This is a genomic window from Pseudomonas sp. AK106 (assembly GCF_053903055.1).
The window spans coordinates 3,762,230-3,777,863 of record NZ_CP096426.1; the positions used below are offsets into that span (position 1 = coordinate 3,762,230).

A 15,634-nucleotide genomic window follows, 5' to 3' on the forward strand; every position below is an offset into this window, starting at 1 on the left:
GCGAGCGCCGTCCCTATACCCGGAGCAGATCAATGAATTGGAAGACCGCGGCGTGTCTGTTCACGACGCTTTTCACCTTAAGCGGAGCACCCCTCATGGCCAGCAGCCTACGTCTCGCGAGCCCCGCCGAACTGGCCGGTCCCTGGCAGTTTTACCCCAAGGACGATGCGCAGAAACCCTGCACGTTGATTCTGCAGGAACAGGACGGGCGGCTCGCCGGAGATCTGGCCTGCGCCGGTCACTGGCTGGGCGGCACAGCGGCAACCTGGTACCCGACGCCTGATGGCATCGCGCTGGTCGACGACCACGACGAACTCCTGGTGCACATGGGTCGCCAGCGAGAGGGGTTCTACATGGCCCAACTGCCCGATGGCCGCACCCTTTTACTGCAACGCGAACCCGCCAGCGCCACCCCACGCTCCTGACTCTTTTTCAAGGATGAACCCCCATGACCCAAGGCCGGCCAAGCCCCCTGCAGCGCGCGCCCATGTGGGCCACGCTCAAGGCCTATAAAGGCATCCTGCTCAGCATCGGCGCCTTCACCGCGCTGATCAACGTGTTAATGCTGGTGCCCTCGGTCTACATGCTGCAGGTTTACGACCGGGTGCTGTCATCGCAAAACGAAACCACACTGGCGATGCTGACCGTGATGGTGGTCGCCTTTTTCATGTTCATCGGGCTCATGGAAGCCATACGCAGCTTTGTGGTGATCCGTATCGGCAGCGATATGGAGCGGCGCCTGAACCTGCAGGTGTACCAGGCGGCTTTCGAACGCAACCTCAGCCAGGGCGAAGGCAATGCCGCACAGGCGCTGGGCGATTTGACCCTGGTCCGGCAGTTCGCCACCGGCCCGGCATTGTTCGCCTTCTTCGATGCGCCGTGGTTCCCCATCTACCTGGCGGTGATCTTTCTGTTCAACCCCTGGCTGGGCGTGTTTGCCACGGTGGGTGCGCTGGCACTGATCGCCCTCGCCTGGCTGAATGAAACGCTGACCCGCAAGCCGCTGGCCCAGGCCGGGCACTTTTCCGTGGCATCGAGCCAGTTGTCCGGCAGTCACCTGAACAATGCCGAAGCGATCCAGGCCATGGGCATGCTGGTGCCGTTGCGCCAGCGCTGGTTCGCCTTGCACAGCCGTTTTCTGGAGCGGCAAAACCGCGCGAGCGACATCGGCGCGCTGATCGGTTCGTTCAGCAAATGCCTGCGTTTGTGCCTGCAATCGCTGGTGCTGGGGCTGGGTGCACTGCTGGTCATCGAAGGCCAGATGAGCGGCGGCATGATGATCGCCGGCTCCATCCTCATGGGTCGTGCGCTGGCCCCGATTGATCAACTCATCGCGGTCTGGAAACAGTGGAGTTCAGCGCGCCTGGCATGGCAGCGGCTCGACGCCCTGCTGATCGCCAATCCCGAGCGTCCAACGCCCATGCCCCTGCCCGCTCCCACCGGCCATATCAGTGTCGAGCAAATCAGCGCCGCGCCACCGGGGCGGACCACCGTGACGCTGCAGCAACTGAGTTTCACCGTGAATGCCGGAGAAACCCTGGGTGTGCTGGGTGCATCCGGCTCCGGCAAATCAACCCTGGCCCGGGTGTTGATCGGGGTCTGGCAACCCCTGGCCGGGGTGGTGCGTCTGGACGGTGCAGAGCTGCACCGCTGGGACCGCAACGCGCTGGGCGCCCATGTCGGTTATCTGCCCCAGGACATCGAACTGTTCAGCGGCAGCATCGCCGACAACATCGCACGCTTTACCGACGCCGATCCGCACCAGGTGGTGACCGCCGCACGACTGGCAGGGGTGCACGAAATGATCCTGCGTCTGCCCCAAGGCTATGACACGCAATTGGGCGACGGCGGCTCCGGGCTGTCCGGCGGTCAGAAGCAGCGCGTGGCGCTGGCCCGTGCGCTGTACGGCGAGCCGAAACTGGTGGTGCTCGACGAGCCCAACTCCAACCTCGACAGCAACGGCGAGGCCGCACTGGCCGCTGCCATCGCGCAGCTCAAGGCCCGCGGTTGCACGGTGATTCTGATTACCCATGGCTCAGCCGTACTGAATCAGGCAGACCGCCTGCTGGTGCTCAACGATGGACGTCTGCAATTGTTCGGTCCCGCGGGTGATGTCTTGAGGGCGCTCTCCGGTGCTCCGCCTGCGCCTGAACGGCCGCATGGGATGCAAGGGGTCAGTACCAGTCGCCAGCTCGGCGCGCAGCAAGGAGGTCAGCGCCATGAATGAACACATCCTCAAACCCGAGCGCAGCGCACAGTTTTTCGTCAGCGCAGGCTGGTGGCTGGCCCTGCTCGGTGCCGGGAGCTTTTTCCTCTGGGCTGCACTTGCCCCGCTCGACCAAGGCATTGCAGTGCCTGGCACCGTGGTGGTCTCGGGCAAGCGCAAAGCGGTGCAATCGGTGGACAGCGGCGTGGTCAGTCGCATCCTGGTGCGCGAGGGCCAATTGGTGCATCAGGGCCAACCGCTGTTCCAGCTTGACCACACCCAGGTGCAGGCCGACGTGCAATCGTTGCGCGCCCAGTACGAACTGGCCCTGGCCAGCATTGCCAGGCTCCAGGCCGAACGCGACGGCAGTGTGCAGGTGCGCTTTCCCGAGGCCCTGTTACAAAAAGCGTCTGCACAGCTGCTCGGTGTGCTGGAAGGCCAGCGGCAGTTGTTCAGCAGCCGGCACCAGGCGTTTCAGCGATCCCAGGCAGGCATCCATGCAACCATCGAAGGTGGCATTGCCCAACTCGCCGGGATGCGCCAGGCGCGCAATGACCTTCAGGCCCAGGCCGAGTCGTTGCGCCAGCAACTGGAGAACCTACGGCCGCTGGCCGAGCGCGGCTACATCGCCCGCAACCGCTTGATGGACTACGACCGGCAACTGTCCCAGGTGCAACGGGATCTGGCACAGAACACCGGCGACACAGGGCGGGTCGCTCAGCAGATCGAGCAATCGCGGCTGAGCCTGCAGCAAGGTGTCGAGGAGTACCAAAAGGAGGTGCGCGGGCAACTGGCCGATGCCGAGCTGAAAAGCATCACGCTGAGCCAGCAACTGGCCTCGGCACAATTCAGTCTGACCCACAGTGAAATCAACGCCCCGGCCGATGGCATCGCCGTGAACCTCTCGGTGCACACCGAAGGCGCGGTGGTGCATGCCGGTGAATCGCTGTTGGAAATCGTGCCCCAGGGCGAGGGCCTTGAGATCGAAGGCCACCTCCCGGTGAACATGGTCGACAAGGTGGCCGAACAGCTGCCGGTGGATGTGCTCTTCACCGCGTTCAATCAGAGCCGTACGCCACGGGTGAACGCCACGGTGAGCCTGATTTCCGCCGACCAGTTACTCGACGAGCGCAGTGGCCAGCCCTATTACATCGTGCGCAGCACTGTCACCGACCAAGCGCTGGCCACACTCAAGGGCTTGGTGATCAAACCCGGCATGCCGGCGCAGATGTTCGTCCGCACCGGCGAGCGCTCTCTTCTCAATTACCTGTTCAAGCCTTTGATGGATCGCGCAGGCATGGCACTGACCGAGGAATAGGATGTTTCGGTACATGAAAATCTGGCTGGCAGCGCTGCTGTGGATCAGCGCCAACATGCAGGCCCAGGCAATGGGTTTGTTTGACGTTTATGAGCAGGCCTTGCGTAACGACCCGGTCTTTCTCGGCGCCATGAAGGAGCGTGACGCGGGGCTGGAGAATCGGAATATCGGCCGTGCCGGGCTGTTGCCTCAAGTGGCCTGGAATTACAACAAGGGACGCAACGACTCCAGGGCCACGTACAAAAGCGACGATCGCCCTAGCTCCCGCGAGGACCGTCACTACAACAGTTTCGGTTCAACCCTGAGCGTGCAGCAGCCGATCATCGACTACGAGGCCTACGCCAACTATCGCAAGGGCTTGGCACAGGCGTTGTTTGCCGACCAGGCCTTTCGAGGCAAAAGTCAGGAGTTGCTGGTGCGGGTGCTGTCCGCTTACAGCCAGGCGCTGTTCAGTCGCGACCAGATCGAGATTGCCGAGGCAAAGAAGAAAGCGTTCGAGCGGCAGTTCGAGCAAAACCGACAGATGTTCGATCAAGGCGAAGGCACCCGAACCGACATCCTGGAAGCCGAATCCCGTTACGAACTGGCCGGTGCCGAGGAAATCGAAGCGCAGAATGAGCAAGACGCTGCGTTGCGTGAGCTGGGGGCCTTGATCGGCGTGCCCGAGGTGCGCATCGACGAACTGGCGCCCCTGCGGACGCCGTTCAACTTCCTGGCCCTGACGCCCACCACGTACGAGGCGTGGAACGCCATCGCCTTGAGTGAGAACGCCGACCTCGCCTCCCAGCGCCAGCTGCTGGAAGTCGCGCACCAGGAGGTGAAACGCAACGTCGCCGGGCATCTGCCCAAGCTCAACGCCTACGCCACGGTGCGCAGCATGGAATCCGACAGCGGCAACACCTACAACCAGCGTTACGACACCAACACCATTGGCCTTGAAATCAGCCTGCCGCTGTACGCCGGGGGTGGCGTCAGCGCCTCCAGCCGCCAGGCCAGTCGTAGCCTGGAGCAAGCGGAGTATGACCTTGAGGGCAAAACCCGTGAGACGCTGATCCAGTTGCGCCGCCAGTTCAACGCTTGTGCTACGGGCGTACGGAAGATTCGCGCTTACGACAAGGCGTTGGCGTCGGCGGAGGCATTGGTGGTGTCCACGCAATACAGCATCAAGGGTGGCGAGCGGGTCAACCTGGACGAACTGAATGCGCAACAACAGCTTTACAGCACCCGTCAGGACCTGGCGAAGACTCGATATGAGTACTTGATGGCCTGGATCAAGCTGCATTACTACGCCGGCACCTTGACCGCCGAGCAGCTGGCGCGGGTCGATGAGGCGTTTGGCGCGGGACGTCCGTATCGCTAAGCATCAGTGGCCGTACGGGCAACGTCCGGCTCACCTCAGCTGGCCACCAGAACGGCAGTTGTAACTGCATATGCATGACGCCTAAATGCGGTGAACTATGTTCCTTGGGAGTTGATCCCAAACCATGCGCACCCTGCGCGGCCCTGATGGGTCAGTTCATCTGCACAGCGTAAGCATCAGTAAAATAGGGAGCCGTTTTGAACACTACTACCCATCTTGATTACCGAAGCCCGCCAGGTCCGCTGCACGCAATATTGCTGGCCGGCACCGTCCCGCTGTTTCTCGGCGCATTGCTGAGCGACATCACCTACTTTCAGACGTACCAGATTCAGTGGAGCAACTTCGCCTCCTGGCTTATCGCCGGGGGCCTGGTGTTCTGCGGACTCGCCGTACTGTTCGCGCTGGTCAATCTGATCCGGGCCGATCGCAAAGCCGGGCGCCCTGTGGTGTACCTCGTGTTGTTGGTGGTGACCTGGGCACTGGGGCTGGTCAACGCCTTCGAACACGCCAAGGATGCCTTCGCCACTATGCCGTCGGGCCTCATTCTCTCCGCACTGACCACGCTGTTGATTGGCGTGACGGCGTGGCTGGGACTCACCAGCATCCGTTCGGGAGAAGGACAATGAGCCACTCGATCAAACTGACCGCGATCAGCATGGCGCTGCTGTTAAGCGGCTGCGGTGACGGAGGGGATGCCACCCAGGCCCTGGGGCCTGATCCGAAAATGCCGGCCCCCCAGCGCGGCCTTTTGCCCAACATGAAGATTGCAGAACCGGTCTTGTGGGGCGATCAAAAGCCGACAGTCCCTGAGGGTTACAGCGTGACGGCCATCGCCGCCGACTTGCAGATTCCTCGCCAGACCCTCGTGCTGCCTAACGGCGATATTCTCGTGGCTGAAGGCCGTGGCGGAAGCGCCGCGAAGCTCAAACCCAAGGACGTCATCGCCGGCTATATCAAAGCTCAAGGCAACACCAAGGTCAAAGGCGGCAACCGCCTGACCTTGCTGCGCGATGCTGACGGTGACGGCGTCTACGAGACGAAGACGGTGTTCGCGGAGAACCTTAACGCGCCCTACGGCCTCGCTTTTGCCAACGGCAAACTGTACGTGGCCAACCAGGACGAACTGGTGCGTTTCGATTATGAAGAAGGCCAGACCAAAGCCGGCGGCCCGCCGATCAAAGTCACTGACCTTCCTGCTGAAATCAACCACCACTGGACCAAGTCACTGGCCGTCAGCGACGACGGGCGCACCTTGTACGTCGGCATCGGTTCGAACAGCAATGTCACCGAGCGCGGTATGGAGGTCGAACTCGACCGAGCGCGGGTCTGGCAAGTGGATGCCGAGACTGGGGCTCACAAGGCGTTCGCGACCGGCATCCGTAACCCGACGGCCTTAACAATCCAGCCGAAAACCGGGCAGTTATGGGCAGTCGTCAATGAACGCGATGAACTGGGCCCAGATCTGGTACCGGATTACCTGACCTCGGTTCGCGAGGGCGGGTTTTATGGGTGGCCCTACAGCTATTGGGGTCAGAACGTCGACACGCGGGCCCAGCCGCAAAACCCGAAAATGGTCGCTGCCGCCATCAAACCCGACTACAGCCTCGGGTCCCACGCCGCTGCGCTGGGCGTGGATTTTTCCATCCCGGCGATGGGCGACAAGTACGCCGAAGGTGTGTTCATCGGCGAACACGGCAGTTGGAACCGGGAGAATCCGGTGGGCTACAAAGTTGTGTTCGTACCCTTCAGCAATGGCCGTCCGAACGGTGCGCCGATTGACTTCGCGACCGGCTTTCGGGGTGCCGACGGCAAAACCCGCGGCCGGCCAGTCGGCGTCACCGTGGACCCTCGCGGTGCACTGATCATCGCCGACGACCTGGCGAACACCGTGTGGCGGGTCACTCGCAATCGATGAGGACCGATTCCGGGCAGGGCAATCCTGCCTGGAATGCACAAAAGGCCGTTACCGCACCAATGGCGTAGGTTGATTCATGGGACGTAACAGGGCGAGTATTCGTCGTAACCCCATTGATCTGACATCTGGCCAACGGAGTGCAGGCTTTTGAACTCACCCACCGTCTCCCTTGAATCACCGAACCAGCCGGAAATCATCGCGCTCATTGAAGCGCTGGACGCCTACCAAATACCGCTCTATCCGGCGGAAAGTCACCATGGCATCGACATAAACGCGCTGGCTTCGGCTAATACCGGCTTCGCCGTCGCACGTTCAAGTGATGGACAAGCCGTGGCGTGCGGAGCGCTGGTGGTGCACCCGACCTACGCCGAGCTGAAGCGGATGTTCACCCAACCGGCCTCACGCGGGCAGGGTCTGGCCGGCAGCATTCTGGCTGTTCTGGAAGAAGAGGCTCGGAGACGAGGCTGCATGCGAGTCATGCTTGAGACCGGGTACCTGCAACACGAAGCCCTCTCGTTTTACGAGCGCAACGGGTATCAGCGTCGGGGTCCCTTTGGTGATTACCAGGATGATCCCAACAGCGTGTTCATGGAAAAACTCCTCACGCTGTAAGAGGGGCAAGAGGGGCGCGATTGCTCGCCCGCCCCTAGTGGATCGAAGACCTGCATCAGGCCGGCAATTGCCCCTGGCCGCTTTCAATGATTTTTGCGAAGTTCATGACGTTCTCCACGTACTTCGGATCGCCTATGCCGCCGGCGTCCGCGAGGTTGCCCTTGTTGACCTTGTCCGGGCCCGAGTTGTAGGCACGCAGTGCCGAATCCCAGTCACCGAACTCCTTCTTCTGGTCGCGCATGTACAGCGCGCCGGCCATGATGTTGTCGTGGGCGTTGTTGACGTCGGCGTTGCCGAGCTCTTTGGGGTTGTCTCGCTTGAGGGCGGCGAAGGTGTCGGCGTTGACCTGCATCACGCCGGCATCGGTCTTGCCGTTGACGTTGGTGGTGTCCTGGCCCAACTGACCCCGTGACTCGGCCCAGATCTGCCCGGCCAGAATGCTCGGCGGCACGCCGGTGGCGCTGGAGGCCTCCATGATGTCCTTGCGGTAGTCTTCAAGCTGGGGCGGCAAGTGCAAATCCCCCGAGCCGCTGAGGGAGGTGTCGCTCGACACCGCGCCAGTGCTGGCGGCGGGTGAAGCGGCGGCTTGAGCAGCACCCGTGCCGGCACCTGCGCCTTCTGCACCACCGCCCGCCCCTTGCGCAGCGCCGCCTCCGCCGCCAGCCCCCTCGGTCGCGCCACCACCGCCTCCCCCGCCGCCGCCAGTCACCGCATTGTTCTGCGCAGCGGGATTACCGGTTTGATTGGGGTTGTTCTGCATCAGCATTTGCATCAACTGCAGGAGTAACGCCATGAGCTGCTGGGCAATGCCATTCTGATCCGCACCGCTGGCGAGGGGGTTGGCGGCGTCGGTTTTCGTGTCCTGGTTTCCAGGCGATCCGAAGTTGACCTGGGACTGCCCGGCATGGGCAAAGAGAATCGAGCTGGCGTCGAGGGCCTGACCGGCACCGCCGCCACCGCCCAGCGAATTACTCTGGCCAGGCTTGCCGCTCAGGGACGAAAAATCCGTGTGGGCGGCGGGATTGCTCAATGGCTGATTCTGGGAAATACCGATACTCATGATCACTTACCTCTTTCGGGTCAGGAAACATCAATGGGCTTTGGGGATGCCGAACTGATCGAGGACCGGGTCGACGTTGTGATCGAAGGCCTTCTGGGCTTTGTGCTTCTTGACGGCTTCGATGATGGCGGAGATGCCGAAACCCAGGGCCATGGCCGCGTCGGCGATCCAGCCGACCACCGGAATGGATGCGCCAATGGCAGCGCCGGCCGCCAAGCCCGCTGCTTCACCCACGACCATGCCGGCAACGCGGCCGCCGACTTTCGCCGCGACCTCGCCCAGCCCCGCACGTCCGGCGGACTTGGCCACGGCGTCATAACCGGTCTTGGCGGCCGAAAGGCCTGACTTGGTGCTGTCGTAAATCGTCTTGGCGGCATCGGTCTTGTCGCCGCGGGCGAGCATGTCCGAGACCGAGGCAAAGCCTGCGACCGAGCGCAGCGCTGAAGGCCCCATATTTGAGGCCACTTGAGCCGCCATCGACGGCGCATGGTCTTTATCGCCCTTGGCATTTTCCAGCACCTTGCGACCACTCTTGGTGTCTTCCAGATGGTGGAAGGTCGAATCCACATAGCGCGACTGCTGGCTCTGCACGAAGGTGTCCGGCAGGACGCTGTCGTAGGCGGCCTTCTGCGCGTCGGCGGTCTGCAGCGCCTCTTCGCCATCGGCTTTCTTCTGATCGAGCAACTGCCTGACGGCGCCGCCTTCACTGAAGTTGCGCACGTACGAATCCTGAATCTTGCCCTGCAGATCAGGACGCTGGCCGAGTACCTGCTGCTCGGTCGGCACGTTCGCGTCGTCGCCGAGCAGGTCTTTCTGCATCTGCAACTGCGCCGACAACCCACCCAGGGCGCTGCTGTAATCGGCGTTCGGCTTGTCTTTTTTGGTGGCCTTGTCGGCCGTGCTCAGGTCCGCTTGCAGGGCCTCGCCACTGTTGACCCTCTGCATCTGCCGGGTGACGGCTTCCTGCAACGACGGCGTACTGTCGACCAGCGCCCGCGACTGCTGCGGTATCTGTTTGTCGAGAAATGCCTGCACGTCGGGATCGGCCTGTAATTGGCCGATCTTTTCGTTCAGCGCATCTTCGGTCTTGCCGGTCTTGCGCAGGTCCTGGCCGGCGACGACGCTCTGCTGGGTCTGTTGCAGCTTGACCATGACTGCGGCTTTCTGCTCGCCGCTGTAGGCCGATGGATTGTCGAAGACGTCTTTCCCCAGTTTGGAGATATCGACGTTGGCCACTGAGTTGAGCGTGGCCGCATCGCTGAGCACGCTGGCAAATTCGCCGCCGTTGGTGGGGGCCTGCTTCTTGATCCAGTCGCTGATGTTCTTGGCATTGAACAACTTGTCCGGGCTGTGAGCCGCCAGCGAGCGACCGCTCAGGCCACCCTGGTCGATCTGGGTGAGAAAACCGGGCTGCGACCAGGTTTTCGCTGCCTGCTTCAAGGGCCCGCCCAGGCCGGGGTTGTCGTTCTGAATCGCCTTGAGACCGTCGGCGCTGGTCAGGCCGTCGACCTTGGTTTTGCCGTCGGCGCCCAGCGCATGCTTGGGGTCGGCGGCTTTCGTCAGGGGTTCGTTGGCCCGCATCATCGCCGCGCTGCGGACCATTTCCAGGGATTGAGGGTCGGCGTCCGGATGGTCTTTCTGGTAGTTGGCAATGTCCTTGTCCGCGCTGTCGGCGGCTTTCTGCATGTTCTTGGCAAAGGCCTTGAGGTCGCCGTCGGTGATTTTGCCGTCCGCTTTGCCGCCGTGCTTGCCGGTATCGACCGCCGTTTTCAGCGACGGGTTGGCGTTGATGAAGTCCATGGCCTTGGCCGCGTCCGGGCCTTTTTCCGCGGCCATGCGTGCAGCAGCGATGGGCCGGTTCAGCTCTTTGGCGGCCTGATCGCGTTGATCCGCCGGCAGGTTGGCGACCATTGGCGCCCAACGCTCAAGCTCCTTGGGCGACGAGTATTTCGAGTCATCGAGAAACGCTGCTTCGGTGGATTTCGGCTCTTCGGCGGGTTTCGCCGCCTCGACGGGGGCTGCGGGGGCTGGGGCGTTGACCTGAGCCACAGGCTGCGGGTTGCCTGTGGGAACCGCACCGCCGGTGGGCGCATTCTGCGCGGGGGCATCGGGCGACGAGGCGGCGGACTCGGGCGACGATTGCGCCGGGCCCTTGAAGAGCTGAGTGAGCTGGTTCAGCAACGAAAGCAGCTGCTGTTCAGTGCTTTGAGCCTTGCCTGACGGGCTACTGCCGGCAAATGCACCGTTCGCCGGGGACGACTGGGTCGAGGCGCCGAAGCGCACATTCGGATCGACCCCGCCCTTCAGCAACAGCGCCGATTTGGGTTCGGTCAGCGGCGACCCCTGGGCGGCATCGGCGCCGGCGGGTTGAGGGGCAACGCCGTTGTAGGGTGTGCTTGAGATACGCATGAAGTCGTCATCCGGGCATGAGGGATAGCGACTGTGTGGCTGATGCGCCGCGTCGGTTCCGATAAATGTTGCAGTTTGTTTCCCAACCACCGAGCGGGCAGCCAGTCTCACTGGATGCACGCAGTGCTTTGCGTAGGACCGGCTTCAGCCGGGAACAGGCCTGGGTGAACACCATCAACCCTGCGGCGTGACGCCCGACGCCTTCCCGGCTGAAGCCGGTCCCACAAAGTCCGCGTTCCGTCAGTCCCGCTGGATGCACGCGGTGCTTTGCGTAGGACCGGCTTCAGCCGGGAAGAAGCCTGTGTGAACACCATCAACCCTGCGGCGTGGCGCCCGACGCCTTCCCGGCTGAAGCCGGTCCCACAAAGTCCGCGTTCCGTCAGTCCCGCTGGATACGCACAATGCTTTGCGTAGGACCGGCTTTAGCCGGGAAAAGGCCTGTGTGAACACCATCAATCCTGCGGCGTGACGCCCGACGCATTCCCGGCTGAAGCCGGTCCTACAAAGCCCGCGTTCCGTCAGTCCCGCTGGATGCACGCAATCTGCTTTAGTGGGACCGGCTTTAGCCGGGAACAGGCCTGGGTGAACACCATTAACCCTGCGGCGTGGCGCCCGACGCCTTCCCGGCTGAAGCCAGTCCCACAAAGTCCGCGTTCCTTCAGTCCCACTCGGCACTCAGCCAAACGGGTCCATCTGCCGCTTGAGTTGTTCCCTGGCCCGGGACAGGCGTGAGCGAACGGTGCCGATCGGCACGCCGAGGGACGACGCGGTTTCCTGATAATTGCCGTCCATTTCCAGCGACACCTCAATCACCCGCTGCATGTTCGACGGCAGCGTGCCGATCGCCCTGACGGCCTGCATCAACTGACGATGGCCGTCGACCTGATGGCCGATGTCGCCATGGCTATCGGGTTCGGAATGGGTGTGGTCTTCCCAGCTTTCCTGGTACGGCTGGCGATACATTTTGCGGAAGTGGTTGCGGATCAGGTTGAGCGCGATACCACACAGCCAGGTCTGGGGTTTGCTCGCGTGTTGAAACTTGTGTTCGCTGCGCAGCGCTTCCAGAAAGGTGCTCTGCAGAATGTCGTCGACATCTTCCGGGTTCATGACCCGCTTCTGAATGAAGCCGCGAATCATCTTGATCTGATCACTGGTCAGGTGACGTATCCCTTGGGCGGGACGGCGCACTGGGGAGTCAATGTCGAGAATCGCAAGGTTGGAAAACATCAGGGCTCTTCCTTGTTTTGAGTGTATTAGCCGTATAGCGATATGCGTGCCACCCCTCAAAAACCCATAAGCCATTGAATTTAGATGAATAAATAAATCTTCAGGCACAGCACTGTGCAAATCTTTGCGCGAACACGCTGTTTCTCGGACGAGATTTGGCACAGATCGGTCTGCTCCCACATCTGCGCACAAATAGATGGAACCGTTTGCCGCCGCGCTCCACTCAGGACCCATGACCAGGCCCCGAACCGAGCCATCCAGAGCCGACTTATGAAGATCGCCGCCCCCGTTGCCCCACAGGCATTGCAACCCCCTGCGATCACGCCGGCAAAAACGCAGGCGCCCGCGCCGCTGCATGTCAATCCGCCGAACGTCAACGGCACCTCGCCGCAACAGGTCGCGCGCTTCGCGTCGGCGCTGGTTCAGCAGAGCCGCAGCCTCAGCCAGCGGGAGCTGCTCGCCAGCGGGAACGCCCTGCAATCGCGGGCGGTGAAACTGGGCGAGCTGTATCAGCTGTTGATGGGCAGTCAGGACAAAGGCCTCGACGATGCCGCGCGTAACCTGCGCAAGCAGCTGCAAAAGCAGAACGCGTCGAGCCTCGCGCAGATTCTGAGTTACACAGACGGCGACCCGGCCAAGGCCCATGTGATGCTGCAAGCAGCGAGAAAGCAGGCCCAGGCCGACGGCGAAATGGGCGAACACGTGGTGCTGAGCCAGCAGCTCAAGCAACTGCGCCGTCAATACGGCAAACGCACCCGCGCAGGCATCAACAGCGCCAAGGCGTTTTCCCGGCCGACCTCGGAAAAGCGCCGCGGTGCCCTGCGCAACCTCTACAGCGTGGCGGTGGCCGGGCAGCAGAACATCACCGGGCTGATCGACGCGCTGATCAATGAGCAGGAAGAACCCGGCGAATTCGAGCTGAACCTGCGGGACATGCGCAGCGCCCTCGCCGACGATCTTTCATCGCTCACGCCATCTACGTCGCCGCAGCAACTGCGCACCTTGATGCACGGCCTGAACACTGCCCGGCACGTCACCACCCTGCTGCGCAGTTGCGAGCATCTGCTGGGCCGCATGCGCAACAAGAACCCCGCGCTGCAAGTGGATGCAGCGGCCTTTCTCAAACACCTGCTGGCGCTGTCGGGCAAGGGCATGAACCTGGGCGAAACCCTGCAACTGACGCAACACATCGGCGGCAACCAGCTCAAGCATCAACTGGCGTTTCTCAACGGGCTGCGGCCCATGCTGCAACAGCTGCCGATTCTGCTCTGGCGCGACCTGAAAAGCCGCCAGAACGCCTTGGGCAACCTGCTCATTCTCATGGCCGAACTGACTCGGCAGGAACAGAACCAGCTCCAGGGGGGCCTCGCCTGATGGATCGTGTCATTAACCTGCTCAATTCGATCGCGCACGCCGCCATGCGCCGCTCGGAAATCGTCGGTGCGTTCGTGGTCATCGCCATCGTGTTCATGATGATCACGCCGCTGCCCACCGGACTGGTGGACGTGCTGATCGCCATCAACATCTGCATCTCGTGCCTGTTGATCATGCTGGCGATGCACCTGCCGCGCCCGTTGGCGTTCTCGACGTTTCCGGCGGTGCTGCTGCTGACGACGATGTTTCGGCTGGCGCTGTCGATCTCCACCACGCGCCTGATCCTCCTCAACCAGGACGCCGGGCACATCGTCGAAGCGTTCGGCCAGTTCGTGGTCGGCGGCAATCTGGCGGTGGGCCTGGTGATCTTCCTGATCCTCACCGTGGTCAACTTTCTGGTGATCACCAAGGGGTCGGAGCGGGTGGCGGAAGTCGGCGCGCGGTTCACCCTCGACGCGATGCCCGGCAAGCAGATGTCCATCGACAGTGACCTGCGCGCCAACCTGATCAGCGTCCACGAAGCGCGCAAACGCCGCGCCGAACTGGGCAAGGAAAGCCAGCTGTTCGGCGCCATGGACGGGGCCATGAAGTTCGTCAACGGTGATGCCATCGCCAGCCTGATCATCGTCGCGATCAACATGATCGGCGGCATCGCCATCGGCGTGGTGCAGCACAACATGACCGCCGGCGACGCCTTGCAGGTCTACACCGTGCTGACCATCGGCGACGGCCTGATCGCGCAGATCCCGGCGCTGCTGATTTCGGTCACCTGCGGCATGATCATCACCCGCGTGCCCAGCGGCGAAAACGGCGTCGAAGCCAACATCGGCCGAGAGATCGCCGAGCAGATCACCAGCCAGCCCAAGGCGTGGATCATCGCGGCGGTGGCCATGCTGGGATTCGCCGCACTACCGGGCATGCCGACGGCGGTGTTCGTGGTCATCTCGATCATCTGCGGGGTCGGCGGCCTGCTCCAGCTGCACCGCGCCAAGCCCAAGGCCGAGCTTGCCCAGGCCGTGGCCGTCGCGCCGGAAATGAACGGCCGCGAAGACCTGCGCACCTTCTCTCCCAGCCGCCAGTTCGTGCTGCATTTTCACCCCAGCCAGAACCCGGCGCAGATCGAAGCGCTGGTCAGCGAAATCCGTCAGCGACGCAACCGGCTGGTGGTGCAATACGGCCTGACCCTGCCCTCCTTCATCATCGAAACCAGCGAGCTGCTGCCACCGGACGAGTTTCGTTTTTCGGTTTACGAAGTGCCGCTGCTTCGGGCCACGCTCAGCCAGACCCACGTCGCGGTGGACGCGCGCTCGGTAGAAGGCTTGCCGGAGTCGGCCTCGCTGGAATCGGCCGTGCACGGCAGCGTTGAGCGCGAAGAAGCTCAGTGGTTGTGGCTGCCGACCGATTCGCCGCAATTGCAGCATGGGGACGTCGAGCGCATCGACGCGACCACGCTGATCATTGAGCGCATGGAACGCGCGCTGCAGTCGTGCGGGCCGCAGTTCATCGGCCTGCAGGAAACCAAGGCGATCCTCGGCTGGCTGGAATCGGAGCAGCCGGAGCTTGCCCAGGAAATGCAGCGCGTGCTGCCGCTGGCGCGCTTCTCGGCGGTGCTGCAACGCCTGGCTTCAGAGTGCGTGCCGCTGCGGGCGATCCGGGTGATCGCCGAGACCCTGATCGAGCACGGACAGCACGAGCGTGAAGTCACGGTGCTCGCCGACTACGTCCGCATCGCCCTGAAGTCGCAGATCTACCACCAGTACTCCGGCCCTGAGGGTTTGCTGGTCTGGGTCCTGACGCCGGAAAGCGAAGGCATTCTGCGCGACGGCCTGCGCCAGACCCAGACCGAAACCTTCTTCGCGCTGGACAACGAAACCAGCCAGCTGCTGGTGCAGCAGCTGCACATCGCCTTCCCCCTGCGCAGCGCCCAGCGCGCGGTGTTGCTGGTCGCCCAGGATTTGCGCAGCCCGCTGCGCACCCTGCTGCAGGAGGAGTTCTATCACGTGCCGGTGCTGTCGTTTGCCGAGATCAGCAACGCGGCGCAGGTCAAGGTGCTCGGGCGCTTCGACCTAGAAGACGACTTCGAGAGCGATCACGAAGACGACCCGCACGCGCTGGATAACGAGTACGCCGCTTGAGTGCCTGGAGAGCGTCAC

General features: G+C 62.7%; 12 protein-coding genes. 9 read left to right on the forward strand and 3 right to left on the reverse strand.

Annotated elements, in window-relative coordinates; all coding sequences use genetic code 11:
- Positions 1 to 95: 95 nt before the first annotated feature.
- From M1E04_RS16555 to M1E04_RS16585, 7 genes are all read left to right on the forward strand, one after another.
- Positions 96 to 425 (forward strand): AprI/Inh family metalloprotease inhibitor, encoded by a 330-nt coding sequence (locus M1E04_RS16555; RefSeq protein ID WP_456291735.1) that lies wholly within the window; start codon positions 96 to 98, stop codon positions 423 to 425.
- Between the two features lie 23 nt (positions 426 to 448).
- A complete protein-coding gene (locus tag M1E04_RS16560) occupies positions 449 to 2,227 on the forward strand; it encodes a type I secretion system permease/ATPase (protein ID WP_456291736.1) in 1,779 nt (592 codons plus the stop codon).
- Positions 2,220 to 3,524 carry an HlyD family type I secretion periplasmic adaptor subunit gene (locus tag M1E04_RS16565; protein WP_296310033.1) on the forward strand — a complete coding sequence of 435 codons (1,305 nt, stop codon included), beginning with the start codon at positions 2,220 to 2,222 and terminating at the stop codon, positions 3,522 to 3,524. The genes M1E04_RS16560 and M1E04_RS16565 overlap by 8 nt, the downstream gene beginning before the upstream one ends.
- Before the next feature lie 13 nt (positions 3,525 to 3,537).
- A complete protein-coding gene (locus tag M1E04_RS16570) occupies positions 3,538 to 4,884 on the forward strand; it encodes a TolC family outer membrane protein (protein ID WP_456291737.1) in 1,347 nt (448 codons plus the stop codon).
- 197 nt (positions 4,885 to 5,081) lie between these two features.
- Entirely contained in the window at positions 5,082 to 5,510 is a 429-nt protein-coding gene (locus M1E04_RS16575; RefSeq protein WP_296310037.1) for a DUF2231 domain-containing protein, read from the forward strand.
- On the forward strand, positions 5,507 to 6,799 hold the full coding sequence (locus tag M1E04_RS16580; protein WP_456291738.1) for a PQQ-dependent sugar dehydrogenase: 1,293 nt from the start codon (positions 5,507 to 5,509) through the stop codon (positions 6,797 to 6,799). The genes M1E04_RS16575 and M1E04_RS16580 overlap by 4 nt, the downstream gene beginning before the upstream one ends.
- A gap of 147 nt (positions 6,800 to 6,946) precedes the next feature.
- Positions 6,947 to 7,411, forward strand: coding sequence for a GNAT family N-acetyltransferase (locus tag M1E04_RS16585; protein WP_456291739.1), 465 nt, complete (start codon positions 6,947 to 6,949; stop codon positions 7,409 to 7,411).
- 55 nt (positions 7,412 to 7,466) lie between these two features.
- Here the strand turns inward: M1E04_RS16585 and M1E04_RS16590 are convergent, their stop codons facing one another.
- From M1E04_RS16590 to M1E04_RS16600, 3 genes are all read right to left on the reverse strand, one after another.
- Positions 7,467 to 8,471, reverse strand: a complete 1,005-nt coding sequence (locus M1E04_RS16590) for a transglycosylase SLT domain-containing protein (protein WP_456291740.1) — start codon at positions 8,469 to 8,471, stop codon at positions 7,467 to 7,469.
- 30 nt (positions 8,472 to 8,501) lie between these two features.
- Positions 8,502 to 10,880, reverse strand: coding sequence for a type III effector HrpK domain-containing protein (locus M1E04_RS16595; protein ID WP_456291741.1), 2,379 nt, complete (start codon positions 10,878 to 10,880; stop codon positions 8,502 to 8,504).
- A 675-nt stretch (positions 10,881 to 11,555) separates the two neighbouring features.
- Positions 11,556 to 12,107, reverse strand: a complete 552-nt coding sequence (locus M1E04_RS16600) for an RNA polymerase sigma factor (protein WP_065989250.1) — start codon at positions 12,105 to 12,107, stop codon at positions 11,556 to 11,558.
- 270 nt (positions 12,108 to 12,377) lie between these two features.
- On the opposite strand from M1E04_RS16600, the gene sctW reads away from it, so the two are divergent.
- Both sctW and sctV read left to right on the forward strand, forming a co-directional pair.
- Positions 12,378 to 13,481, forward strand: coding sequence for a type III secretion system gatekeeper subunit SctW (gene sctW / locus M1E04_RS16605; protein ID WP_192134504.1), 1,104 nt, complete (start codon positions 12,378 to 12,380; stop codon positions 13,479 to 13,481).
- The gene (sctV, locus tag M1E04_RS16610) at positions 13,481 to 15,616 is read left to right on the forward strand and encodes a type III secretion system export apparatus subunit SctV (RefSeq protein ID WP_296313206.1); all 2,136 of its coding nucleotides are present in this window, start codon (positions 13,481 to 13,483) and stop codon (positions 15,614 to 15,616) included. Before sctW ends, sctV begins: the two co-directional genes overlap by 1 nt.
- Positions 15,617 to 15,634 lie beyond the last annotated feature (18 nt).